The 25636-nt window shown below is 62.6% G+C and carries 12 protein-coding genes; 7 read left to right on the top strand and 5 right to left on the bottom strand.

The genetic code is table 11. The annotated features are described in order from the left end of the window. The first annotated feature begins 142 nt into the window (after positions 1–142). From PotMrB4_RS10140 to PotMrB4_RS10120, 5 genes are all read left to right on the top strand, one after another. Positions 143–2281, top strand: a complete 2139-nt coding sequence (locus PotMrB4_RS10140; protein WP_172433160.1) for a type I secretion system permease/ATPase — start codon at positions 143–145, stop codon at positions 2279–2281. A 90-nt stretch (positions 2282–2371) separates the two neighbouring features. Continuing rightward, positions 2372–3787, top strand: coding sequence for an HlyD family type I secretion periplasmic adaptor subunit (locus PotMrB4_RS10135; RefSeq protein ID WP_172433159.1), 1416 nt, complete (start codon positions 2372–2374; stop codon positions 3785–3787). A gap of 384 nt (positions 3788–4171) precedes the next feature. Beyond that, positions 4172–11317 carry a beta strand repeat-containing protein gene (locus tag PotMrB4_RS10130; protein ID WP_172433158.1) on the top strand — a complete coding sequence of 2382 codons (7146 nt, stop codon included), beginning with the start codon at positions 4172–4174 and terminating at the stop codon, positions 11315–11317. 236 nt (positions 11318–11553) lie between these two features. Beyond that, positions 11554–17631 carry a beta strand repeat-containing protein gene (locus PotMrB4_RS28375; RefSeq protein ID WP_172433157.1) on the top strand — a complete coding sequence of 2026 codons (6078 nt, stop codon included), beginning with the start codon at positions 11554–11556 and terminating at the stop codon, positions 17629–17631. Between the two features lie 130 nt (positions 17632–17761). Then, complete coding sequence (locus tag PotMrB4_RS10120; protein WP_172433156.1) at positions 17762–18835, top strand: NAD(P)H-dependent flavin oxidoreductase; 1074 nt, start codon at positions 17762–17764, stop codon at positions 18833–18835. Positions 18836–18896: 61 nt separating this feature from the next. Here the strand turns inward: PotMrB4_RS10120 and PotMrB4_RS10115 are convergent, their stop codons facing one another. Together PotMrB4_RS10115 and ftrA are read right to left on the bottom strand one after the other, a co-directional pair. Beyond that, positions 18897–20045 (bottom strand): acyl-CoA dehydrogenase family protein, encoded by a 1149-nt coding sequence (locus tag PotMrB4_RS10115; RefSeq protein ID WP_044412774.1) that lies wholly within the window; start codon positions 20043–20045, stop codon positions 18897–18899. A 77-nt stretch (positions 20046–20122) separates the two neighbouring features. Beyond that, positions 20123–21091: a transcriptional regulator FtrA gene (ftrA, locus tag PotMrB4_RS10110; RefSeq protein WP_172433155.1), complete on the bottom strand. Its 969-nt coding sequence runs from the start codon at positions 21089–21091 to the stop codon at positions 20123–20125. 97 nt (positions 21092–21188) lie between these two features. Here ftrA and PotMrB4_RS10105 point away from each other — a divergent pair, with 97 nt between their 5' ends. Beyond that, on the top strand, positions 21189–21626 hold the full coding sequence (locus PotMrB4_RS10105; RefSeq protein WP_172433154.1) for a rhodanese-like domain-containing protein: 438 nt from the start codon (positions 21189–21191) through the stop codon (positions 21624–21626). Beyond that, a complete protein-coding gene (locus PotMrB4_RS10100) occupies positions 21620–22105 on the top strand; it encodes a GNAT family N-acetyltransferase (RefSeq protein WP_172433153.1) in 486 nt (161 codons plus the stop codon). Before PotMrB4_RS10105 ends, PotMrB4_RS10100 begins: the two co-directional genes overlap by 7 nt. Positions 22106–22155: 50 nt before the next feature. Here PotMrB4_RS10100 and recR read toward each other — a convergent pair whose 3' ends face one another. From recR to dnaX, 3 genes are all read right to left on the bottom strand, one after another. Beyond that, on the bottom strand, positions 22156–22755 hold the full coding sequence (gene recR, locus PotMrB4_RS10095; RefSeq protein ID WP_044412784.1) for a recombination mediator RecR: 600 nt from the start codon (positions 22753–22755) through the stop codon (positions 22156–22158). A 204-nt stretch (positions 22756–22959) separates the two neighbouring features. Beyond that, the gene (locus PotMrB4_RS10090; RefSeq protein ID WP_044412787.1) at positions 22960–23286 is read right to left on the bottom strand and encodes a YbaB/EbfC family nucleoid-associated protein; all 327 of its coding nucleotides are present in this window, start codon (positions 23284–23286) and stop codon (positions 22960–22962) included. An 11-nt stretch (positions 23287–23297) separates the two neighbouring features. After that, entirely contained in the window at positions 23298–25460 is a 2163-nt protein-coding gene (gene dnaX / locus PotMrB4_RS10085) for a DNA polymerase III subunit gamma/tau (protein WP_172433152.1), read from the bottom strand. Positions 25461–25636: the final 176 nt, after the last annotated feature.

Here is a 25636-nt window from a genome sequence, read left to right as displayed (position 1 = left end):
GCGTCACCAAGCCCTACAGGCTCTGAATCCCCTTGGAGTGAGAACCGTTCGTCAATCCGCCGCTTTTTATCCCGGGGGCGGTTTTGTCAGAATGGCGCGCGCATTTCATGGCGCCTCGCCATCATCAAGGAAGAAGGCTTTTATGCAGGAAAGCTCCCCCCACGAGCCGGGACAAGCGCTCGACACCGGGCTTACGTGCCTGGTGATGCTGGCCCGTTTCCACAACGTGGCCGCCTCCCCCGAACAACTCGCACACGAATTCGCCGAAGACGGCCGCCACTTCGCCAAGGCCGAGATGCTCCTGGCCGCCAAGAAGCTCGGGCTCAAGGCACGCCCGGCGCGCAGCACCCTCAAGCGGCTGGAGCACACGCCGCTGCCGGCGATTGCCGCCGACCGGGAGGGCCGCTTCTTCATCATCGCGCGGCTGGACGACGGCAAGGCGCTGATCCACGACCCACGCGCCCAGCGCCCGGAGGTGCTGGAGTTCGACGCCCTGGAGGCCCGCTGGAACGGTGAGCTGCTGCTGATCCGCTCCCAGGCGTCGCTGGCCGGCGACCTGGCCAAGTTCGACTTCACCTGGTTCATCCCCGCCATCGTCAAGTACCGCAAGCTGCTGGGCGAGGTGCTGCTGGTGTCCTTCGTGCTGCAGATCTTCGCGCTGCTGACACCGCTGTTCTTCCAGGTGGTGATGGACAAGGTGCTGGTGCACCGGGGCCTGTCCACCCTGGACGTGATCGCCCTCGGTCTGCTGGGGATCATGCTCTTCGAGTCGCTGCTCTCGGGCCTGCGCAGCTATGTGTTCGCCCACACCGCCAGCCGCATCGACGTGGAGCTGGGCTCCCGGCTGTTCCGCCACCTGGTGACGCTGCCGCTGGCCTACTTCCAGGCGCGCCGGGTGGGCGACTCGGTGGCACGGGTGCGGGAGCTGGAGAACATCCGCAGTTTCCTCACCGGCAACGCCATCACGCTGATCCTCGATGTGCTGTTCTCGGTGGTGTTCATCGCCGTGATGTTCTTCTACAGCGGCTGGCTGACGCTGGTGGTGGTGCTGTCGCTGCCGCTGTACTTCCTCATCTCCCTGTTCATCACCCCGCTGCTGCGGGCGCGGCTGAACGAGAGCTTCACGCGCGGGGCGGAGAACCAGGCCTTCCTGGTGGAAACCGTCAACGGCATCGACACCCTCAAGGCGATGGCGGTGGAGCCGCAGATCAACCGCAAGTGGGACAACCAGCTCGCCGGCTACGTGGCGGCCAGCTTCCGCACCCAGACGCTGTCCACCCTGGCCAACGAGAGCGTCGGCCTGGTGGGCAAGCTGGTGACGGTGGCAACCCTGTGGCTGGGTGCACGCCTGGTGATCGACGGCGACCTGAGCGTCGGCCAGTTGATCGCCTTCAACATGCTGGCCGGCCGGGTGTCGCAGCCGATCATGCGCCTGGCCCAGCTGTGGACCAACTTCCAGCAGACCGGCGTCTCGGTGCAGCGCCTGGGGGACATCCTCAACACCCGCACCGAGCTGTCCCAGGCCACCCGCAGCGCGCTGCCACCGCTGCGTGGCCATGTGGAGTTCGACCAGGTGCACTTCCGCTACCGCCCTGACGGTTCGGAGATCCTGCGTGGGGTGAGCCTGACCATCCAGCCGGGCGAGGTGATCGGCATCGTCGGCCGCTCCGGCTCGGGCAAGAGCACCCTCACCCGTCTGCTGCAACGCCTCTACACGCCGGAGCGCGGCCGGGTGATGGTGGACGGCATGGACCTGGCCCTGGCGGACGTGTCGTCCCTGCGCCGGCAGATCGGCGTCGTGCTGCAGGACAACATGCTGTTCGCCCGCAGCATCCGCGAGAACATCGCCCTCACCGACCCCGGCGCGCCCATCGAGGCGGTGATGCAGGCCGCCAAGCTGGCCGGTGCCCATGAATTCATCCTGGAACTGCCCGAGGGCTACGACACGGTGGTGGGCGAGCACGGTGCCTCGCTCTCCGGCGGACAACGCCAGCGCGTGGCCATCGCCCGGGCGCTGATGGGCAACCCGCGCATTCTCATCTTCGACGAGGCCACCAGCGCCCTGGACTACGAGTCCGAGCGGGTGATCCAGCAGAACATGCGCGCCATCTGCCAGGGGCGCACGGTGATCATCATCGCCCACCGTCTTTCGGCCGTTCGCGATGCCAACCGCATCGTGGTGATGGACCGCGGGCAGATCGTCGAACAGGGCACCCACGCCGAACTGCTGGCCCACCAGGCCGGCCACTACTCGCGCCTGCACCGCCTGCAACAGGGGTGATCCCCTGATGAACCCCATTCCAGCCAGCCCCCTCTCCCACCGGGAGAGGCCCGGGGTGAGCGCAACCTCACCCGCAAGGAAGCCCACGCCATGAGCGCACGCCGTGAACTGATCAACCGCTACCGCACCGTCTGGCGCCACGCCTGGCGCAACCGCAAGGCCATGGACGCGCCCGCGCGCCTGAGCCACGAAGTGCAATTCCTCCCCGCCGCCCTGGCCCTGCAGGAGCAGCCGCCGCACCCGGCGCCACGCATCATCCAGTGGCTGATCATCGCCTTCGCCGTGCTGGCGCTGGTGTGGGCCTGCATCGGCGAGATCGACGTGGTGGCCACCGCCACCGGCAAGATCGTCCCCAGCGGCAAGACCAAGGTCATCCAGCCCAGCGAGGTAGCGGTGGTCAAGGCCATCCACGTCTACGACGGGCAGAAGGTGAAGGCCGGCGACCTGCTGGTGGACCTTGACGCGCAAATCACCGGTGCCGACGTCGACCGCCTGAAGAGCGACCTGCTCGCCGCCCAGGTGGACAGCGCCCGGGCCCGCGCCCTGCTCGACGCCATCCAGAGCGACAGCGAGCCCGCGTCCCTGGCCGCGCTGATCCCCGAGGCCAGCCCCGAGCAGCAACTGGCGGCCCAGCGCTGGTTGCAGGGCCAGTACCTGGAACTACGCAGCACACTCGACCAGGCCGACGCCGAGATCGAACAGCGCGTGGCCGAGATCCAGGCTGCCAAGGCCTGGGTGGCCAAGCTGGAGGAGTCCCTGCCCATCACCCGCCAGCTCTCCGCCGACTACAAGCGCCTGCTGGACAAGGCCTACGTGGCCAAGCACGCCTACCTGGAAAAGGAGCAGGCACGCCTCGATCAGGAGCGCGAGCTGGCCATCCAGCAAGCCCGCGTCATCGAACTCACCGCCGCCCGCAGCGCCGCCGAACGCCAGCGCAACACCGTGCTGGCCCAGACCCGTCGCGCCATGCTCGATCTGCAGCACGAGTCCGAACAGCGCGCCGCCGGCCTCGTCCAGGAGCTGAAGAAGGCAGAACAGCGCGACCGCCTGATGCGCCTCACCGCCCCGGTGGACGGCACCGTGCAGCAACTGGCCATCCACACCAACGGCGGCGTGGTCACTGAGGCCCAACCGCTGATGGTCATCGTCCCCAGTGATCAGCCGGTGGAAGTGGAAGCCATGCTGGAGAACAAGGACATCGGCTTCGTCCACCCCGGCCAGGAAGTCGAGATCAAGGTAGAAACCTTCACCTTCACCAAATACGGCGTGGTGCACGGCAAGGTCGTCAGCATCTCCAACGACGCCATCGACGACGAAAAACGCGGCCTGGTCTACAGCACCCGCATCCAGCTGGAGGAGAACAGCATCCAGGTCGGCGACAAACGCGTGGAACTCTCCCCCGGAATGGCCGTACGGGCGGAAGTGAAGACGGACAAGCGGAAGGTGATCGACTACTTCCTGAGTCCGTTGAAGGAATATCAGGATGAGAGTTTGGGGGAGCGGTAAGAGCCGTGTTAACACGAGCTGTTAACGCACCAAATAAAATCGTACTCCTCACGCTGAAAGCCAGCATGAACCGGTATTTATCTATCGCCCCGCTGCCGACCTTGTTTTTATGAAAAAACCTACCAGACAAACCATTAAAAGCCAGCACCTTAAAATCTTAGAGGTTTAAATTCGCCACCCTTCAAAAGTCACACGCCCCTTTACGCAAACCCCACATCAGCTACCAAATTAAAAATCGATGACAACAACAACCATACCTTTTCAGAAATACCAAAGGAGCAAATTACCAACGACATAAAACACACCAAAAAAAAAAAAAAAAAAAAAAAAAAAAAACAGCTAGCCCATAACTTACTAATAACCTTAAAAAGCAAGGAGCACAATATGACAGGCTATACCGGACAATACAGAGACTGGTCTTATACCGACGCAAATGGCATCCACATATTTGACAGAAATGGCTACAGTGCCCATATCGGGCCGGATGGAAGTGTCAAATTCTTTGACCGCTATGGAAACGAACTTTCAACAGATACACTTCTCTCTTCTGGAGAGGTAACTATCAAATCAGGAAATTCCAGCATCTCCATAAACAGCAAGAAAGAAGTAAGCCTCTCATATGAGATGGGCCGAGCAAAGATAGAAACAAAATCAAAAATCCAGGAAAACGGCTCCATTACATTGGAGGAATTCAAGACAACAGGAACCATACTTTCGTTAGGAAGCAAAATAGTTTCAGTGGATGTCAAAACCACGCTCACCTGGACAAAAGAAGGAGGTTGGAACTACACAGCACCTACAGGTGAGCTAAAAATCCTTGGGAAGTCCCTGCCCGACATTGCAAATGATGCATATGAAACTGTCGAAAACTCTGCAGTTGGCCAATTGATGGCGACTCGCGGCGAGTGGATGGATGCAGTAATCAACGGCGAAACCACGGACTCACACCTCGTCTGGCTCAAAAAAAGAAGCGCCGCCGCAGTTCAAAGCGATGTGAATCAGAATTTCAACAGCGCAAATACTTTTATCCAACGCATCGACCCCCTCAGCCTCGACCTCGACGGCGACGGCATCGAAACCGTCGGTGCGAACGCCGGTATCACCTTCGACTTCGATGGCGATGGCCTGAAAACCGGCACCGGCTGGGTCAAGGGCGATGACGGTTTCCTCGTGCTGGACCGCAACGGCAACGGCCAAATCGACAATGGCGGCGAGTTGTTCGGGGTCGATACCGTCAAGGCCAACGGCCAGAAAGCCACCGATGGCTTCGACGCCCTCCGGGACTTCGACAGCAATGGTGATGGCGTCTTCGATGCGAAGGATGCCCAGTTCGCCAACGTCCGAGTCTGGCAGGACACCAATCAGGACGGCATCGCCCAGGCCGGCGAACTCAAGACCCTGGCCGAGCACAATATCGTCGCCATCAACCTCGACTCGACTGCCAGCAACCAGACATCCAATGGCAACCTGATCAGCGCCACCGGCACCTTCATCCGGGGCGACGGTACCCAAGGCAGCGTCAACGCTAACCAGAGCGTGGTTGCCAACCTGGACCTGGCCAGCAACCCCTTCTACCGCGAGTTCACCGATTCTATCGCGCTGGACGATGCAGCCAAGGCCCTGCCCGACATGAAAGGCTCCGGCGCCGTGCGCGACCTGCGCGAAGCCTCGATGCTCAACGCCGAGCTCAAGACCCTGCTGGCCACCTATGCCCAGGCCCAGACCCGCGAAGAGCAGATGGGCCTGCTGGACAAGCTGATCGCCGAGTGGGCCAAGAGCGCCAACTACCAGACCTTCGACAAGCGCATCGACGCGCTGGACGAAGGCAGCACGGATGTCCGCTTCCAGTACTCTTGGGAGGCGGCCGGTGCCGCACCAACAGACGCCCAGAAAAGCACCCAGCAACTCCTTGAACGCATCAAGGCCCTGGAAGTGTTCAACGGCCAGAACTTCCTGCGCTTCGGCAAGGTAGGTGCTACCGCAAACAGCCTGACCCTTTCGTTCGGCATGGGCACCACCAACGGCACGACCACCTACGCCATCAAGGATGGCTCGGTCGTCATCAATGAGGATCGTCTGGGGCTGAATGCCGGGCAGGCAGGCTTACTGAACCAGGCCTACGAGGCGCTCAGGAAGTCCATCTACGATGGCCTGTTGCTGCAAACCCGCCTCAAGCCCTATGTCGACCAGATCGGGCTGAATATCACCGACACCGGTATCGCGCTCGACTACAGCGAAATGACCAAGCTGTTCGAGCAGACAGCTGTCACCTCAGCAACGAAAGCCTTCAACGATGCACTGGACCTCAGCTTGGCGTGGAAAGGAGACACCTCCAGCGGACTGGCCTTCGGGCAGATCGCAGTAAACCTCTTTGAAAAGCTCTCCGATGAAGATCTTCAGAAAGTACGTCAACGAACCGAAGAGGCCGGCTATAGATTCATTTTTGGCGATCAGTCGGGCAACGCCCTGACCGGCAGCGGCGGCAACGACCGCATCTTCGGGGGGGCTGGCAACGACGCCCTCTACGGGGACAAAGGCAGCAACCAGCTCTTTGGTGGCGAGGGCAACGATACCCTCTCCAACAATTCCGACTTCTCCAACAACAACCTCTATGTCGGTGGCAAAGGCAACGACACGCTCCTTGGCACCTTCAACAACGATACTTACCTCTTCGAACTCGGCGACGGCCAGGACACCATCATCGAACTGTCCGGCAACGACACCCTGTGCTTCGGCCAAGGCATCAGTGCCAAGGACATCGAAGTGCGCAAGGTCGGGCTCGATATCGTCTTCGTGCACAGCAATGGCACTGACAGCATCACGTTGAAAGATGCCTTCTCCGCTGCGCAGACTTATCAGTCCAATAAAACCATCGAGTCCATCGTCTTCGCCGATAACACCACCTGGAACATGGCCGACATCATCGCCAACGGCATCATCAGCCGAGGCGGCGAAGCCGGAGACACACTCCTTGGCAGTACCGGCAATGACCGTATGTATGGCGAAGCAGGAGACGACACCCTCTACGGGGACAAAGGCAGCAATCAACTCTTTGGTGGCGAGGGCAACGATACCCTCTCCAACAATGCCGACTACTCCAACAACAACCTCTATGTCGGTGGCAAAGGCAACGACACGCTCCTTGGCACCTTCAACAACGATACTTACCTCTTCGAACTCGGCGACGGCCAGGACACCATCATCGAACTGTCCGGCAACGACACCCTGTGCTTCGGCCAAGGCATCAGTGCCAAGGACATCGAAGTGCGCAAGGTCGGGCTCGATATCGTCTTCGTGCACAGCAATGGCACTGACAGCATCACGTTGAAAGATGCCTTCTCCGCTGCGCAGACTTATCAGTCCAATAAAACCATCGAGTCCATCGTCTTCGCCGATAACACCACCTGGAACATGGCCGACATCATCGCCAACGGCATCATCAGCCGAGGCGGCGAAGCCGGAGACACACTCCTTGGCAGTACCGGCAATGACCGTATGTATGGCGAAGCAGGAGACGACACCCTCTACGGGGACAAAGGCAGCAATCAACTCTTTGGTGGCGAGGGCAACGATACCCTCTCCAACAATGCCGACTACTCCAACAACAGCCTCTATGTCGGTGGCAAAGGCAACGACACGCTCCTTGGCACCTTCAACAACGACACCTACCTCTTCGAACTCGGCGACGGCCAGGACACCATCATCGAACTGTCCGGCAACGACACCCTGTGCTTCGGCCAAGGCATCAGTACCAAGGACATCGAAGTGCGCAAGGTCGGGCTCGATATCGTCTTCGTGCACAGCAATGGCACTGACAGCATCACGTTGAAAGATGCCTTCTCCGCTGCGCAGGCTTATCAGTCCAACAAAGCCATCGAGTCCGTCGTCTTCGCCGACGGCACCATTTGGGACATGGCCAAGATAATCGCGAATGGTATTGCCAGCTGGGGTACCGCTGGAAATGACTCAATAAATGGTGGTGTAGGTAATGACTTTATCTACGGAGGAGCAGGAGACGACACCCTCTACGGGGACAAAGGCAGCAACCAGCTCTTTGGTGGCGAGGGCAACGATACCCTCTCCAACAATGCCGACTACTCCAACAACAGCCTCTATGTCGGTGGCAAAGGCAACGACACGCTCCTTGGCACCTTCAACAACGACACCTACCTCTTCGAACTCGGCGACGGTCAGGACACCATCATCGAACTGTCCGGTAACGACACCCTGCGCTTCGGCCAAGGCATCAGTGCCAAGGACATCGAAGTGCGCAAGGTCGGGCTCGATATCGTCTTCGTGCACAGCAATGGCACTGACAGCATCACGTTGAAAGATGCCTTCTCCGCTACGCAGACTTATCAGTCCAATAAAACCATCGAGTCCATCGTCTTCGCCGATAACACCACCTGGAACATGGCCGACATCATCGCCAACGGCATCATCAGCCGAGGCGGCGAAGCCGGAGACACACTCCTTGGCAGTACCGGCAATGACCGTATGTATGGCGAAGCAGGAGACGACACCCTCTACGGGGACAAAGGCAGCAATCAACTCTTTGGTGGCGAGGGCAACGATACCCTCTCCAACAATGCCGACTACTCCAACAACAGCCTCTATGTCGGTGGCAAAGGCAACGACACGCTCCTTGGCACCTTCAACAACGATACTTACCTCTTCGAACTCGGTGACGGCCAGGACACCATCATCGAACTGTCCGGCAACGACACCCTGTGCTTCGGCCAAGGCATCAGTGCCAAGGACATCGAAGTGCGCAAGGTCGGGCTCGATATCGTCTTCGTGCACAGCAATGGCACTGACAGCATCACGTTGAAAGATGCCTTCTCCGCTGCGCAGACTTATCAGTCCAACAAAGCCATCGAGTCCGTCGTCTTCGCCGACGGCACCATTTGGGACATGGCCAAGATAATCGCGAATGGTATTGCCAGCTGGGGTACCGCTGGAAATGACTCAATAAATGGTGGTGTAGGTAATGACTTTATCTACGGAGGAGCAGGAGACGACACCCTCTACGGGGACAAAGGCAGCAACCAGCTCTTTGGTGGCGAGGGCAACGATACCCTCTCCAACAATGCCGACTACTCCAACAACAACCTCTATGTCGGTGGCAAAGGCAACGACACGCTCCTTGGCACCTTCAACAACGATACTTACCTCTTCGAACTCGGCGACGGCCAGGACACCATCATCGAACTGTCCGGTAACGACACCCTGCGCTTCGGCCAAGGCATCAGTGCCAAGGACATCGAAGTGCGCAAGGTCGGGCTCGATATCGTCTTCGTGCACAGCAATGGCACTGACAGCATCACGTTGAAAGATGCCTTCTCCGCTACGCAGACTTATCAGTCCAATAAAACCATCGAGTCCATCGTCTTCGCCGATAACACCACCTGGAACATGGCCGACATCATCGCCAACGGCATCATCAGCCGAGGCGGCGAAGCCGGAGACACACTCCTTGGCAGTACCGGCAATGACCGTATGTATGGCGAAGCAGGAGACGACACCCTCTACGGGGACAAAGGCAGCAATCAACTCTTTGGTGGCGAGGGCAACGATACCCTCTCCAACAATGCCGACTACTCCAACAACAGCCTCTATGTCGGTGGCAAAGGCAACGACACGCTCCTTGGCACCTTCAACAACGATACTTACCTCTTCGAACTCGGTGACGGCCAGGACACCATCATCGAACTGTCCGGCAACGACACCCTGTGCTTCGGCCAAGGCATCAGTGCCAAGGACATCGAAGTGCGCAAGGTCGGGCTCGATATCGTCTTCGTGCACAGCAATGGCACTGACAGCATCACGTTGAAAGATGCCTTCTCCGCTGCGCAGACTTATCAGTCCAACAAAGCCATCGAGTCCGTCGTCTTCGCCGACGGCACCATTTGGGACATGGCCAAGATAATCGCGAATGGTATTGCCAGCTGGGGTACCGCTGGAAATGACTCAATAAATGGTGGTGTAGGTAATGACTTTATCTACGGAGGAGCAGGAGACGACACCCTCTACGGGGACAAAGGCAGCAACCAGCTCTTTGGTGGCGAGGGCAACGATACCCTCTCCAACAATGCCGACTACTCCAACAACAGCCTCTATGTCGGTGGCAAAGGCAACGACACGCTCCTTGGCACCTTCAACAACGATACTTACCTCTTCGAACTCGGCGACGGCCAGGACACCATCATCGAACTGTCCGGCAACGACACCCTGTGCTTCGGCCAAGGCATCAGTGCCAAGGACATCGAAGTGCGCAAGGTCGGGCTCGATATCGTCTTCGTGCACAGCAATGGCACTGACAGCATCACGTTGAAAGATGCCTTCTCCGCTGCGCAGACTTATCAGTCCAATAAAACCATCGAGTCCATCGTCTTCGCCGATAACACCACCTGGAACATGGCCGACATCATCGCCAACGGCATCATCAGCCGAGGCGGCGAAGCCGGAGACACACTCCTTGGCAGTACCGGCAATGACCGTATGTATGGCGAAGCAGGAGACGACACCCTCTACGGGGACAAAGGCAGCAATCAACTCTTTGGTGGCGAGGGCAACGATACCCTCTCCAACAATGCCGACTACTCCAACAACAGCCTCTATGTCGGTGGCAAAGGCAACGACACGCTCCTTGGCACCTTCAACAACGACACCTACCTCTTCGAACTCGGCGACGGTCAGGACACCATCATCGAACTGTCCGGTAACGACACCCTGCGCTTCGGCCAAGGCATCAGTGCCAAGGACATCGAAGTGCGCAAGGTCGGGCTCGATATCGTCTTCGTGCACAGCAATGGCACTGACAGCATCACGTTGAAAGATGCCTTCTCCGCTACGCAGACTTATCAGTCCAATAAAACCATCGAGTCCATCGTCTTCGCCGATAACACCACCTGGAACATGGCCGACATCATCGCCAACGGCATCATCAGCCGAGGCGGCGAAGCCGGAGACACACTCCTTGGCAGTACCGGCAATGACCGTATGTATGGCGAAGCAGGAGACGACACCCTCTACGGGGACAAAGGCAGCAATCAACTCTTTGGTGGCGAGGGCAACGATACCCTCTCCAACAATGCCGACTACTCCAACAACAGCCTCTATGTCGGTGGCAAAGGCAACGACACGCTCCTTGGCACCTTCAACAACGATACTTACCTCTTCGAACTCGGTGACGGCCAGGACACCATCATCGAACTGTCTGGTAACGACACCCTCCTCTTCACCCAAGGCATCAACAGCACCGACCTCTGGCTCCAACGCACCGGCAACAACCTGGAACTCTCCGTCCTCGGCTCCGACGACAAGGTCACCATCAGCAACTGGTACGCCAGCGCCTCGAATCACGTCGAGACGATCAAGACCGCTGACGGCAAGACCCTACTCGACAGCCAGGTACAGAACCTGGTCAACGCCATGGCGGCCTTCGCGCCACCGACTGCGGGCAGCTCCAACCTCACGCCTGAGCAACGGGCTCAACTGGAGGTGGTGATCGCCGCCAACTGGCATTGATCGAATCGGCGGGAGGCTGTCGCCTTCCGCTTTTTCTAACAAGGAGCCAGAGGGACGGCCCTATCTAATGCCACATGGACCGTGGCCCCCATCGCCTACCTCTGCCCCGCCCTATTTCCGGGCAACGCCCGGAAACCGTCGGCTGCTCGGTCCAGCAGCCAATGAAACGGAATATTCCAGTCAAGGAGACACGCAATATGTGGCGATATGTAGGACGCGATGGTGATGTTGTGGTCGTGGAGAACGATCAGGGACGTCGCATCGAAATCAACACCAAGGACGAGGTTGTAAACGGCAACACCATCGGCATGAGCACAGGTGAGGCTCATGATGCACTGGAGACGCTTGACGAGGCCCTGGAAACAGCCGCGGGCGGCATGGGCTCCAAGCCCGCCAAGCTGTTGCTCAAGTTCTTCAACAAAGCCGGTGTGATCGACGATATCCCGCAAGACGCCGTCGGCACCGTGTGGTGGTGGAAGAACAGGAGTGCCTTCGAGATCGAACAGATCGACAAAGAGGTCAACACCCACTACGAGGGTGCATTGAAAACGTCTTCGCCGATCGTGCTGGACCTGGACGGCGATGGCATCGAGACCTACGGCGCAGAAGGCCAAACGCTGTTCGACCATGACGGCGACGGCAACAAGCATGGCTCGGGCTGGGTGAAGTCCGACGACGGCCTCCTGGTTCTCGACCGAAATGGCAATGGCACGATCGACAGCGGCCGCGAGCTGTTTGGCGAGCACACCCTACTCGCCAACGGACAGAAGGCCCGCGATGGTTTCGAGGCCATGCAGGCCGTGGACAGCAACGGGGACGGCAAGCTGGATGCCAGCGATAAGGTCTGGGCGGACCTGCGCATCTGGCGAGACCTGAACGGCGACGGCATCAGCCAGGCCAACGAGCTCAAGACGCTGCAGGAAACGGGTATTGCCAGCATTTCCACGAACTCCGATGGCAAGAAACAAGCGCTGGGCAACGACAACCACATCGACGGTTTCAGCACCTTCCAATGGGATGACGACCATGGCGGGAAGGTAGGTGTATCGGGCGATGTCTACTTCGAGAACAACCCGTTCTACCGTCGATTCGCCGATGCTATTTCGATCCCGGCGCACCTGGCCGACACCCCGAACATGCGGGGTGCAGGTGCTGTAAGGGACTTGCGTGAAGCCGCCGCGCTCAGCGGCGCTGTGAGAGCAGCCCTGTCGACCTACTCCCAGGCCGACAGCCGCGCCGCCCAGTTGGCACTGCTGAATAACCTCGTTAACGCCTGGGCAGACAGTGCAGACTTCCGCACCTTCGACGAGCGTGTCTCCGACCTGGCCAGTGGCCGCGCCTTCGAGGTCAAGTTCGCCTATTCCTGGGAAATCAAACGGGAGGGCATGGGCGTAGGTGGCTCTGGTGGAGGCGGCGGAGTCCAGGGCACGCCGATCGGCGATCCGCAAAGCAGTGGGCCAACCGCAGACCAGTTGCGCAAGAAAGAGCTGCTGGAAATGGTCCGGGTCCTGGAGGTTTTCAACGGCCAGTACTTTTTCGACTTCAAGCCTCCAGCCAAGGATGGCCAGAACGGCATGCTCCCCCTGGAGTACAGAGCAGGCAGCCAGAATCGCACCGGTACGGCAGGGGCCGTGCTGGCCACAGGCACGACCTACTACCTGACCGAGAAGGACTTCTCGTTCGGCCCGAACCAAGAAGCCGGTATCCGCGCCGCTTACCAGGCATTGCTCGACTCGGTCTACAAGGGATTGCTGCTCCAGACGCGTCTGAAACCTTACGCCGAGTTGGTCACCCTGGTCATGAAACAGGACATCGTGACGCTGGATTTCAGCAAGACGATGGAAAAATTCACCCAGGTACATGCCAGCCAACCGGTTAGGGCAATCGCCGACCTGATCGAGTTCAACGATGCCGCTGCAGGTAGCTGGGGGTGGCCCGTTCAGGAGGCAGCCATCCTAGGCAGCTGGGTTCGCCAACTGGGACCGGCGGAGGTCGAGGCACTCCGCCAGCAGTTGGGAGCAGGAAGCGGCGTGGTATTCGATACTGCGGCGGCGAGCAGTATCAAAGGCTCCAACAGCACCGACTTTCTCTTTGGCGAGGGAGGCCAGGACACCCTTTACGGAAACGGAGGGGCCGACTACCTGGAAGGTGGCGAAGGGAATGATCGGCTCGACGGCGAGGATGGCAACGACCTGCTCGACGGCGGTGAAGGCAACGACACCCTCTACGGCGGCAACGGCAACGACCTGCTCATCGGCGGCAATGGCAATGACAACCTCAATGGCGATGCCGGTGACGATGTGCTGATCGGAGGCCTGGGTAACGACTACCTCAACGGTGGTGCCGGCAATGACACCTACCGCTTCGAGCGCGGTTGGGGCAGCGACACCATCAGCAGCTACGACACCACGGCCAACAAACTCGACGCCATCGAGTTCGGGGCCGGCATCGCAGCCGGTGACATCCTCATCACCCGCAGCGGCGCCAACCTCGTGCTCTCGCTCAGTGGCACCGCTGACCGCATCACCGTCAACAGCTACTTCAGCAACGATGCCACCGGCCCCTACAAGGTGGAGGAAATCCGCTTCGCCGACGGCACCGTCTGGAACATCGACACTGTCAAGCAGATGGCCCTGGTCAGCACTACGGGCAATGACTCTCTCACCGGCTATGCCACGAACGACCTGATCACCGCCGGCAACGGCAATGACTCGGTCTATGGCGGGGCTGGCAACGATTCGCTGTACGGCGAACTCGGGGATGACCGGCTCGACGGCGAGGATGGCAACGACCTGCTCGACGGCGGTGAAGGCAACGACACCCTCTACGGCGGCAACGGCAACGACCTGCTCATCGGCGGCAATGGCAATGACAACCTCAATGGCGATGCCGGTGACGATGTGCTGATCGGAGGCCTGGGTAACGACTACCTCAACGGTGGTGCCGGCAATGACACCTACCGCTTCGAGCGCGGTTGGGGCAGCGACACCATCAGCAGCTACGACACCACGGCCAACAAACTCGACGCCATCGAGTTCGGGGCCGGCATCGCAGCCGGTGACATCCTCATCACCCGCAGCGGCGCCAACCTCGTGCTCTCGCTCAGTGGCACCGCTGACCGCATCACCGTCAACAGCTACTTCAGCAACGATGCCACCGGCCCCTACAAGGTGGAGGAAATCCGCTTCGCCGACGGCACCGTCTGGAACATCGACACTGTCAAGCAGATGGCCCTGGTCAGCACTACGGGCAATGACTCTCTCACCGGCTATGCCACGAACGACCTGATCACCGCCGGCAACGGCAATGACTCGGTCTATGGCGGGGCTGGCAACGATTCGCTGTACGGCGAACTCGGGGATGACCGGCTCGACGGCGAGGATGGCAACGACCTGCTCGACGGCGGTGAAGGCAACGACACCCTCTACGGTGGCAACGGCAACGACCTGCTCCTCGGCGGCAATGGCAATGACAACCTCAATGGTGATGCCGGTGACGATGTGCTGATCGGAGGCCTGGGTAACGACTACCTCAACGGTGGTGCCGGCAATGACACCTACCGCTTCGAGCGCGGTTGGGGCAGCGACACCATCAGCAGCTACGACACCACGGCCAACAAACTCGACACCATCGAGTTCGGGGCCGGCATCGCAGCCGGTGACATCCTCATCACCCGCAGCGGCGCCAACCTCGTGCTCTCGCTCAGCGGCACCGCTGACCGCATCACCGTCAACAGCTACTTCAGCAACGATGCCACCGGCCCCTACAAGGTGGAGGAAATCCGCTTCGCCGACGGCACCGTCTGGAACATCGACACTGTCAAGCAGATGGCCCTGGTCAGCACTACGGGCAATGACTCTCTCACCGGCTATGCCACGAACGACCTGATCACCGCCGGCAACGGCAATGACTCGGTCTATGGCGGGGCTGGCAACGATTCGCTGTACGGCGAACTCGGGGATGACCGGCTCGACGGCGAGGATGGCAACGACCTGCTCGACGGCGGTGAAGGCAACGACACCCTCTACGGTGGCAACGGCAACGACCTGCTCCTCGGCGGCAATGGCAATGACAACCTCAATGGTGATGCCGGTGACGATGTGCTGATCGGAGGCCTGGGTAACGACTACCTCAACGGTGGTGCCGGCAATGACACCTACCGCTTCGAGCGCGGTTGGGGCAGCGACACCATCAGCAGCTACGACACCACGGCCAACAAACTCGACACCATCGAGTTCGGGGCCGGCATCGCAGCCGGTGACATCCTCATCACCCGCAGCGGCGCCAACCTCGTGCTCTCGCTCAGCGGCACCGCTGACCGCATCACCGTCAACAGCTACTTCAGCAACGATGCCACCGGCCCCTACAAGGTGGAGGAAATCCGCTTCGCCGACGGCACCGTCTGGAACATCGACACTGTCAAGCAGATGGCCCTGGTCAGCACTACGGGCAATGACTCTCTCACCGGCTATGCCACGAACGACCTGATCACCGCCGGCAACGGCAATGACTCGGTCTATGGCGGGGCTGGCAACGATTCGCTGTACGGCGAACTCGGGGATGACCGGCTCGACGGCGAGGATGGCAACGACCTGCTCGACGGCGGTGAAGGCAACGACACCCTCTACGGTGGCAACGGCAACGACCTGCTCCTCGGCGGCAATGGCAATGACAACCTCAATGGTGATGCCGGTGACGATGTGCTGATCGGAGGCCTGGGTAACGACTACCTCAACGGTGGTGCCGGCAATGACACCTACCGCTTCGAGCGCGGTTGGGGCAGCGACACCATCAGCAGCTACGACACCACGGCCAACAAACTCGACACCATCGAGTTCGGGGCCGGCATCGCAGCCGGTGACATCCTCATCACCCGCAGCGGCGCCAACCTCGTGCTCTCGCTCAGCGGCACCGCTGACCGCATCACCGTCAACAGCTACTTCAGCAACGATGCCACCGGCCCCTACAAGGTGGAGGAAATCCGCTTCGCCGACGGCACCGTCTGGAACATCGACACTGTCAAGCAGATGGCCCTGGTCAGCACTACGGGCAATGACTCTCTCACCGGCTATGCCACGAACGACCTGATCACCGCCGGCAACGGCAATGACTCGGTCTATGGCGGGGCTGGCAACGATTCGCTGTACGGCGAACTCGGGGATGATCGGCTCGACGGCGAGGATGGCAACGATCTCCTCGACGGCGGTGAAGGCAACGACACCCTCTACGGCGGCAACGGCAACGACCTGCTCATCGGCGGCAATGGCAATGACAACCTCAATGGCGATGCCGGTGACGATGTACTGATCGGAGGCCTGGGTAACGACATCCTCAACGGTGGCGCCGGCAATGACATCTACCGCTTCGAGCGCGGTTGGGGCAGCGACACCATCAGCAGCTACGACACCACGGCCAACAAACTCGACACCATCGAGTTCGGGGCCGGCATCGCAGCCGGTGACATCCTCATCACCCGCAGCGGCGCCAACCTCGTGCTCTCGCTCAGCGGCACCGCTGACCGCATCACCGTCAACAGCTACTTCAGCAACGATGCCACCGGCCCCTACAAGGTGGAGGAAATCCGCTTCGCCGACGGCACCGTCTGGAACATCGACACTGTCAAGCAGATGGCCCTGGTCAGCACTACGGGCAATGACTCTCTCACCGGCTATGCCACGAACGACCTGATCACCGCCGGCAACGGCAATGACTCGGTCTATGGCGGGGCTGGCAACGATTCGCTGTACGGCGAACTCGGGGATGATCGGCTCGACGGCGAGGATGGCAACGATCTCCTCGACGGCGGTGAAGGCAACGACACCCTCTACGGCGGCAACGGCAACGACCTGCTCATCGGCGGCAATGGCAATGACAACCTCAATGGCGATGCCGGTGACGATGTACTGATCGGAGGCCTGGGTAACGACATCCTCAACGGTGGCGCCGGCAATGACATCTACCGCTTCGGGAAAGGCGACGGCCAGGACACCCTCTACGACAACGGCGGGAACGATGTCCTGAGCTTTGGCGAAGGCATCAATGCCTCGGATGTCTGGTTCAAGCGCACCGGCAACAACCTGGAACTCTCCGTCCTCGGCTCCGACGACAAGGTCACCATCAGCAACTGGTACGCCAGCGCCTCGAACCACGTCGAGACGATCAAGACCGCTGACGGCAAGACCCTCCTCGACAGCCAGGTACAGAACCTGGTCAACGCCATGGCCGCCTTTGCACCGCCGACTGCGGGCAACTCCAACCTCACGCCTGAGCAACGGGCTCAACTGGAGGTGGTGATCGCCACCAACTGGCAGTAACACCACCCGCTTTCGACAAGGCCCCGCAAGGGGCCTTGTTCGTCTTGGGCAGCAGCGCGGCAATCCGCCCGCTCTGCCACGCTGCATTTGGCAGTATCCTGTCGCCCTTTCCCCTGCCAGGAGCACTGCCATGTCCCGTTGGCCCGATACCCGTATCCAGGATCTGTTCGGCATCGAACTGCCCATCATCCAGGCGCCGATGGCGGGGCCGTCCTATGCGGAAATGGTGGTGGCGGTGGCACAGGCCGGTGGCTTGGGTTCGCTGCCCTGCGCGATGCTGAGTGCCGAGCAGATCCGCCAGGAAGTCGGGCGGATTCGCGAAGGGACTGCGGCGCCGATCAACCTGAACTTCTTCGCCCACTCGGCGCCGGTGCCGGACGAGGCCAGCCTGGCGGCCTGGAAGCAGCGCCTGGAGCCCTACTACCGGGAACTCGGCCTGGACCCGGCCGAGCCAGTGCCGCTGTCCAACCGCGCGCCGTTCGATGAAGCGCTCTGCGAGCTGGTGGAGGCATTGCGCCCGGAGGTGGTGAGCTTCCACTTCGGCCTGCCGGAGGCAGCGCTGGTGGAGCGGGTGAAGGCGACCGGGGCGAAGGTGATTTCGTCGGCCACCACGGTGGCCGAGGCCCGCTGGCTGGAGGCCCGGGGCTGTGACGCGATCATTGCCCAGGGCGCGGAGGCCGGCGGTCATCGCGGGCTGTTCCTCGATACGCGGGTGGACACCCAGGTGGGCACCTTTGCGCTGCTGCCCCAGGTGGTGGATGCGGTGCGGGTACCGGTGATTGCGGCCGGTGGCATCGCCGATGCACGCGGCATCGCAGCGGCTTTCGCGCTGGGGGCGGCGGCGGTGCAGTTGGGCACGGCCTACCTGTTCACTCCGGAGGCGCGCCTGCCTGCCCTGCACCGCCAGGCGCTGGCTCAGAGCCGGGACGACGGTACGGCCATCACCAACCTGTTCACCGGGCGCCCGGCGCGGGGGATTCTCAATCGGGTGATGCGTGAGGTGGGGCCATTGAGTGACCTGGCACCGGCCTTCCCGCTGGCGGGCGGTGCGCTGGCCCCGTTACGAGCCAAGGCCGAGGCGGCGGGTGCCGATGATTTCATGTCGCTGTGGTCGGGCCAGGCGGCGGCGCTGTCGAAGCACCTGCCGGCGGGCGAGCTGACGCGGGTGCTGGCGGCCGAAGCCCTGGAGCGCATGGGGCGCTGAAAGGCCTCTGCGCTTTCATCCCCTGAGGGTGGAGCCCCGGTGCCTCACGGCACCGGGGGGCTCAGAGCCCCATCTGCTTGCTGATGATCTCGTTCATGATTTCCCGCGAGCCGCCGCCGATGGAGAGGATGCGGTTGTCGCGGTAGAGCCGCTCCACCAGGCTCTCGCGCATGTAGCCCATGCCGCCGAGCAGTTGTACGGCGTCGTAGGTGACCCGGTCCGCCACGTCGGTGGCGAAGTTCTTGGCCATGGAGATTTCCTTGATCACGCTCTTGCCGGCGGCCATCTTCGCCGCCTGGCGGTAGGTGAACTCGCGGGAGACCTCGACCTGGGTGGCCATTTCCGCCAGGCGATGCTTGAGCACCTGGAACTTGCCGATGGGCTTGCCGAAGGCCTGCCGCTCGCGGGCCCAGCGCTCGGCTTCTTCCAGGGCCATCTGGGCGGTCATGTTGGCCATGATGGCCAGGGCAAGCCGCTCGGACTGGAAGTTGGCCATGATGCAGGCGAAGCCCATGTTCTCGACGCCGATGAGGTTGCCCACCGGGACGAGGCAGTCCTCGAAGAACAGCTCGGCGGTGTCGGAGGCCCACCAGCCCATCTTCTTCAGTTGGCGCCCGACGCTGAAGCCGGGGGTGCCCTTCTCGATCAGCAGCAGGCTGACGCCGCCGAAGCCGTCGCCGCCGGTGCGCACCGCCACGGTGTAGTAGTCGGCGCGCACGCCGCTGGTGATGAAGGTCTTGCTGCCGTTGACGCGGTAGAAGTCCCCCTCGCGCACCGCGCGGGTCTTCAGGTTGGCCACGTCGGAGCCGCCGGAGGGCTCAGTGACGGCCAGCGCCATGATCTTCTCGCCGGCCAGCACCTGCGGGGCGATGCGCTCGCGAAGCTCGGGGCGGCCCCACTTGACCAGGGGCGGCAGGCCGATGTCGAGGGAGCCGAGCCCGGCCACCAGGCCGCCGGAGCCGCTGCGCATCAGCTCTTCACTGGCCGCCACCTTGGCGAACAGGTCGCCCTCGTGGCTGCCGCCGTATTGCTCGGGGTAGCCGATGCCGAGGATGCCGGCAGCACCGGCCTTGAGGTAGAGCTCGCGGGGGAAGGATTCGGCCTCTTCCCAGTCGTCGATGTGGGGGAGGATTTCCCGCTCGACGAAGCGGCGTACCGAATCACGCACCAGTTGATGGGATTCGTCGAAGTATTCCTGGCAGGCCGGCATGGCGTAGCTCCCTGGCGAAAGTCAGGAAAACTTACCGAGCGCTTGCTTGGTTTTCAAGACGGGAGTTGCGCCATCGATCAGGTCGTATGCGCCGCGCCGAAGCGCTCACGGTAGGCAGAAGGCGGCAGCCCGACGGCGTTGCGGAAGGCCACGCGGAAGCTCTCAACCGAGCGGAAGCCGCACCGTTCGGCGATGCGCTCGCTGCCGTCGGCCGTGCTTTCCAGCAGCTCGCGGGCGCGGGCCAGGCGCTCGTGCTGCAGCCAGGCCTTGGGGGTCATGCCGGTGGCTTCACTGAAACGTCGCAGGAAGGTGCGTTCGCTCATGGCCACGCGGCGTGCCAGTTGGCTCACCTCCAGGGGCTCGTGCAGGTGCTGGCGGGCCCACTGCATCAGGGCGGACAGGTCATTGCGCGGCGCCTGCGCCACCGGGGCGGGAATGAACTGCGCCTGGCCGCCGGCCCGCTGGGGCGACATGACCAGGCGCCGGGCCACGGTGTTGGCCACCTGGGTGCCGAAGTCTCGCGCCACCAGGTGCAGGCAGGCGTCGATGCCGGCGGCGCTACCGGCCGACGTGATGAGCGGGCCGGCATCCACGTAGAGCACGTCCGGGTCCACCTCGATGGCCGGGAAGCGCTGCGCCAGTTCGTCGGTGTAGCGCCAGTGGGTGGTGGCGCGCTGGCCATCCAGCAGGCCGCTGGCGGCGAGGACGAAGACGCCGGAGCAGATGGACACCAGCCGTGCCCCTCGGGCATGGGCGCCGCGCAGGGCTGCCAGCAGCCGCTCCGGGGGCACCTCGGCGCGGTCACGCCAGCCGGGAATGACAATGGTCCGGGCCTCGGTCAGGCGCTCCAGGCCGGCATCGGCCAGCACCTGGATGCCGCCCATGGCGCGCATGGGGCCGTCGTCCAGGCCGACGATGCAGTGGCGATACCAGGGGAAATCGAACTCGGGCCGTGGCAGGCCGAAGATCTCCACGGCAATGCCGAATTCGAAGGTGCAGAGGCCGTCGTAGGCGAGGATGGCCACCAGGCCGGGGTCGTCGTGCATTTGGCGGAAACTTACCAGTTACTGTCTCGCCCGCCACTTTAGGGAAGAAAACGCGCTGGATACAGTGGCGCCATCCCCTAACCGACGGAGAACCACCATGCCCAGCCTCGTTCGCCAGCATCCCGCTGCCCACCCGGAAGCCGCCCTCGCCCATTTCGCCCAACGCCTGGCCTTCGAGACCGATTGCTCGGACGTACATGCCAGCCAGCAGGCCGGTGACGTGGACTACGTGCTGGTCGACGTGCGCAGCGAGGCGGCCTACGCCGCCGGCCATGTGCCGGGCGCGATCAACATCCCCCATCGGCTGATGACCGCCGAGTTCATGGCCGGCTACCCGCGCGACACGCTGTTCGTCGTCTACTGCGCGGGGCCTCACTGCAACGGCGTCCATCGCGCGGCCGTGCGCCTGGCCGGGCTGGGTTTCGCGGTGAAGGAGATGCTCGGCGGTGTCACCGGCTGGCTGGACGAGGGCCTGAGCCTGACCGGTGCGCAAAGCCAGCAGGCAGCTCGCCCGGCCATCTCGTGCGCATGTTGAGCCCATCCGTACGCGAGGCGCGGGCCGAGGACGTGCCCGCCCTCCTCCCGCTGATGCGCGAGCTGGCACGTTTCGAGGCGTACCTGGAGGAGTTCGCGGTGAGCGAGGCGCAACTGCTGGCCCGCGCCTTCGGCCCGGAGCCCCAGTGCCAGGTCTTCGTGGTGGAAACCTCGGGCCGACTGCTCGGCTATGCCGTGGCCCAGGAGATCGTCTTCACCTACGACTTGCGCCCGACGGTGCGGCTCAAGGAGCTGTACCTGGTGCCGGACGCGCGTGGCCAGGGTCAGGGACAGCGCCTGATGGCCGCCGTGGCGCGCTGGGCGCAAGCTCGCGGCGCGGGACGCCTGAAGTGGGATGTACTGGTGGGCAACCGAGGTGCCGAGCGCTTCTATCAACGCCTGGGCGGTCACCCCGACAGCAAGTGGATTGCCTACGGGATGGATGACAAGGCGCTGGAGGCCTTGGCTGCACTGGGGTAGCCGGTAGGTCGATGCGATCCCGGGCTGGAGCCCGGGCTACGGAAGAGCGATCAGAGGCCGATGGGGCGGCGGCCGGCCAGGGCGTGGGTCAGGGTGCCGCCATCCACCAGTTCCAGCTCGCCGCCCAGCGGTACGCCGTGGGCGATGCGCGAGGCCACCAGGCCCTTGGGTGCCAGCAATTGGGCAATGTAGTGGGCGGTCGCCTCCCCTTCCACGGTCGGGTTGGTGGCGAGGATCACTTCGCTGAAGGCGCCGGCCTCGATCCGCTCCATCAGCTCGGGAATGCCGATGGCTTCCGGGCCCAGTCCATCCAGGGGCGAGAGGTGTCCCTTGAGCACGAAGAAACGGCCGCGATAGCCAGTCTGCTCCACGGCGAACACGTCCAGCGGCCCTTCCACCACGCACAGCAGCGAGTCGTCGCGACGCGGGTCGGCGCACTGCGGGCAGAGGTCGTCCTCACTCAGGGTTCGGCATTGCTTGCAATGCCCGACACCTTCCATTGCGGCGGTAAGTGCCTGGGCCAGGCGCAGGCCGCCGCTGCGGTCACGCTCCAGCAACTGCAGCGCCATGCGCTGGGCCGTCTTCTGGCCTACACCGGGCAGGATGCGGAGGGCGTCGATCAGTTGGCGGATCAGCGGACTGAAGCTCATTCAGAAATCTCGGATTGGGGCTGAAACGAGCTCCGGTGCCCTGCTCGCTTCCGACTTCTATTTACAGTCGCTGTCGCCAGGAGCGATCAGACGGCATGCAGTACAAGGCGTGAACGGCTACAGGCACCGGAGTTTACGTCTGTAAATGAGGATGCCCGGAGCCGTTCGCAACGGAGTCATGCGTGCTGGCTGGGCGCTCCCCACTTAGAAGGGCATCTTGAAGCCGGGCGGCAGTTGAAGGCCGGCCGTCATGCCGGACATCTTCTCCTGGCTGTTCTGCTCGATCTTGCGCACGGCGTCGTTGACGGCGGCGGCGATCAGGTCTTCGAGGATTTCCTTGTCTTCCTGCATCAGGCTGTCATCCAGGCTCACGCGCTTGACGTCGTGACGGCCGTTCATGACCACGCTCACCAGGCCGGCACCGGATTGACCGGTCACCTCGGCGTTGGCCAGCTCTTCCTGCATCTTCTGCATCTTTTCCTGCATTTGCTGGGCCTGTTTCATCAGGCCTGCCATGCCACCCTTCATCATGATGGTTGTCCTCAGCGGTCAAGGGGTTCAATGGTGTCCGGGCGCACGCTGGCCCCGAACTGTTCGATCATCTTCAACACCAGCGGGTCGCTGGCAATCGAGTCTTCGGCGTCACGCTGGCGGGCCGCACGCTTGCGGGCCGCGGCCTGGGCCGGGGTTTCCTGCTCGGGGCGGCGGATCTCCACCTCAAGGGTCAGGGTGCGGCCGTGGTACTGGTTGAGGGCCTCGTTCATGCGCCGTTGCTGGGTGGCATTGAATAGGGCGCTCTGGGCCGGGTCCAGGTGCAGGCGCCAGGTGTCGCCCTCCACGGCCACCAGGGTGCAGTTGGCGGCGATGTTGCCGGTCATGCCGCTGATGCCGAGGCGCGGGAACAGGTCCAGCCATTCGGCGGCCAGGCCAGTGGCCGGCTGCACATCCGGCAGGACTTCGGGCTCGGCCACCACGGCCGGCTCGCCGACGGGAAGCTCGTCGAGGTAGGCGATGGAATCGGCGTCCGCCTGATAGTAGTCGTCATAGTCCCCGGGCGGCGGCTCTTCGTCGTCGAAGGGCGCTTCGGACGCCGGCACGGCTTCGGCGACAGGGGCCGGCGCTGCGGCGTCAGGGGCCGGTGCGGCGTTCGGTACGGGTGCTTCGGCTACAGGCTCGGGCTCGGGCTCGGGCTCGGGCTCGGGCTCGGGCTCAGGCTGCGCGACTTGCACGGACGCGGCTGCTGCAGCGGGCTCTTCCCAGGGCAGGTCGACCGGCACCTCGGCGGGGGACTCGGCAACCACGGCGGGCTGCAGCGCCGGCTCGATTACCGGTTCGCTCGCCACGACGGACTCGACCGGCGCTACAGGCTCGGGTTCAGGCTCGGGCACCACGGCAGCAGGCGCGGCCTCGACCACCGGTTCCGGCGCCGGTTGCAGGGCCGGCACGACCGCCGGGGCGGGTGCGGCGACAGAAGCCGGCATGGTCGGTTGAGGCACAGGCGCGGGGATGACGGCCGCCGGAGCCACAACGGCGGCTCCGGCCACGGGGTTCTGGCTGGAATCAGCTGTGGCCTTGCTGATCCCCGGGTCCTTTAGCACCACCCTCGGCGCGCCGTCGGCATCGGCCGGGCGGAACGCCAGCATGCGCAGCAGCACCATCTCGAAGCCGCCGCGCGGGTCCGGCGCCAGGGGCAGGTCGCGACGACCTATCAGGCCCATCTGGTAGTAGAACTGCACGTCTTCCGCCGGCAGCGCCTCGGCCAGCGCCAGCACGCGGTCGCGGTCGCCCTGGCCGTTGTCGACGGCATCGGGCAGGGCCTGGGCGATGGCCACGCGGTGCAGCACGTTGAGGATTTCGGCCAGCACGCCGTTCCAGTCCGGGCCCTGCTCGGCCAGGTGACGGATGGCCTCAAGCACGCCACGGGCATCGCCCTGCAGCAGCGCGTGGAGCACGCCGTAGACCTGACCATGGTCGAGGGTACCGAGCATGGCGCGCACGTCGGCGGCCAGGACCTTGCCTTCACCAAAGGCGATGGCCTGGTCGGTGAGGCTCATGGCATCGCGCATGGAGCCATCGGCGGCGCGGCCCAGCAGCCACAGCGCGTCCGGCTCGAAGGGGACGCTCTCGGCGGTAAGGACGTGGGTCAAGTGTTCCACCACGCGCTCCGGCGGCATGTTCTTCAGGGAGAACTGCAGGCAGCGGGAGAGGATGGTGACGGGCAGCTTCTGCGGGTCGGTGGTGGCCAGCAGGAACTTCACATGGGGCGGCGGCTCTTCGAGAGTCTTGAGCAGCGCGTTGAACGAGTGCGTGGAGAGCATGTGCACTTCGTCGATCAGGTAGACCTTGTAGCGGCCCCGGGTCGGCGCGTACTGCACGTTGTCCAGCAGCTCGCGGGTGTCCTCGACCTTGGTGCGGCTCGCGGCGTCCACTTCGATCAGGTCGACGAAGCGACCTTCGTCGATCTCCCGGCAGACCGAGCACTGGCCGCAGGGCGTGGAGCTGATTCCGGTCTCGCAGTTCAGGCACTTGGCGAGGATGCGCGCGATGGTGGTCTTGCCCACGCCACGGGTACCGGTGAAGAGGTAGGCGTGGTGCAGGCGCTGGTTGTCCAGGGCGTTGATCAGGGCCTTCAGCACATGGGTCTGGCCGACCATTTCCCGGAACGAGCGGGGACGCCATTTGCGCGCAAGAACCTGATAACTCATTGAAAACCGTCGCAGCAGTGAATCGGGAGGGGGCTAATGCTAGCGGAGCAACCTGCAAATTGCACCCGAGATGCACGCCCGTGACGAACTTCTTTCGGTGACGGGAACGCCATAAGGGCAGTGCTCACGCAATGCGTGGCGAGGAAATCAGCAAGAAGGGGATGAAGCGAGGGGAA

The organism is Metapseudomonas otitidis (assembly GCF_011397855.1).
Taxonomy (GTDB): Bacteria; Pseudomonadota; Gammaproteobacteria; order Pseudomonadales; family Pseudomonadaceae; genus Metapseudomonas; species Metapseudomonas otitidis.
Note: the sequence above shows the minus strand (reverse complement) of the source record. Positions and strands in the feature narration are given on the sequence as shown.

What these genes read in the sequence shown, in the direction of transcription:
- dnaX (WP_172433152.1), bottom strand. Translation starts at nt 25,460, where the DNA reads ATGAGTTATCAGGTTCTTGCGCGCAAATGGCGTCCCCGCTCGTTCCGG.
- PotMrB4_RS10120 (WP_172433156.1), top strand. Translation starts at nt 17,762, where the DNA reads ATGTCCCGTTGGCCCGATACCCGTATCCAGGATCTGTTCGGCATCGAA.
- PotMrB4_RS10135 (WP_172433159.1), top strand. Translation starts at nt 2,372, where the DNA reads ATGAGCGCACGCCGTGAACTGATCAACCGCTACCGCACCGTCTGGCGC.
- PotMrB4_RS10130 (WP_172433158.1), top strand. Translation starts at nt 4,172, where the DNA reads ATGACAGGCTATACCGGACAATACAGAGACTGGTCTTATACCGACGCA.
- recR (WP_044412784.1), bottom strand. Translation starts at nt 22,755, where the DNA reads ATGAGCTTCAGTCCGCTGATCCGCCAACTGATCGACGCCCTCCGCATC.
- ftrA (WP_172433155.1), bottom strand. Translation starts at nt 21,091, where the DNA reads ATGCACGACGACCCCGGCCTGGTGGCCATCCTCGCCTACGACGGCCTC.
- PotMrB4_RS10140 (WP_172433160.1), top strand. Translation starts at nt 143, where the DNA reads ATGCAGGAAAGCTCCCCCCACGAGCCGGGACAAGCGCTCGACACCGGG.
- PotMrB4_RS10090 (WP_044412787.1), bottom strand. Translation starts at nt 23,286, where the DNA reads ATGATGAAGGGTGGCATGGCAGGCCTGATGAAACAGGCCCAGCAAATG.
- PotMrB4_RS10100 (WP_172433153.1), top strand. Translation starts at nt 21,620, where the DNA reads ATGTTGAGCCCATCCGTACGCGAGGCGCGGGCCGAGGACGTGCCCGCC.
- PotMrB4_RS10115 (WP_044412774.1), bottom strand. Translation starts at nt 20,045, where the DNA reads ATGCCGGCCTGCCAGGAATACTTCGACGAATCCCATCAACTGGTGCGT.
- PotMrB4_RS10105 (WP_172433154.1), top strand. Translation starts at nt 21,189, where the DNA reads ATGCCCAGCCTCGTTCGCCAGCATCCCGCTGCCCACCCGGAAGCCGCC.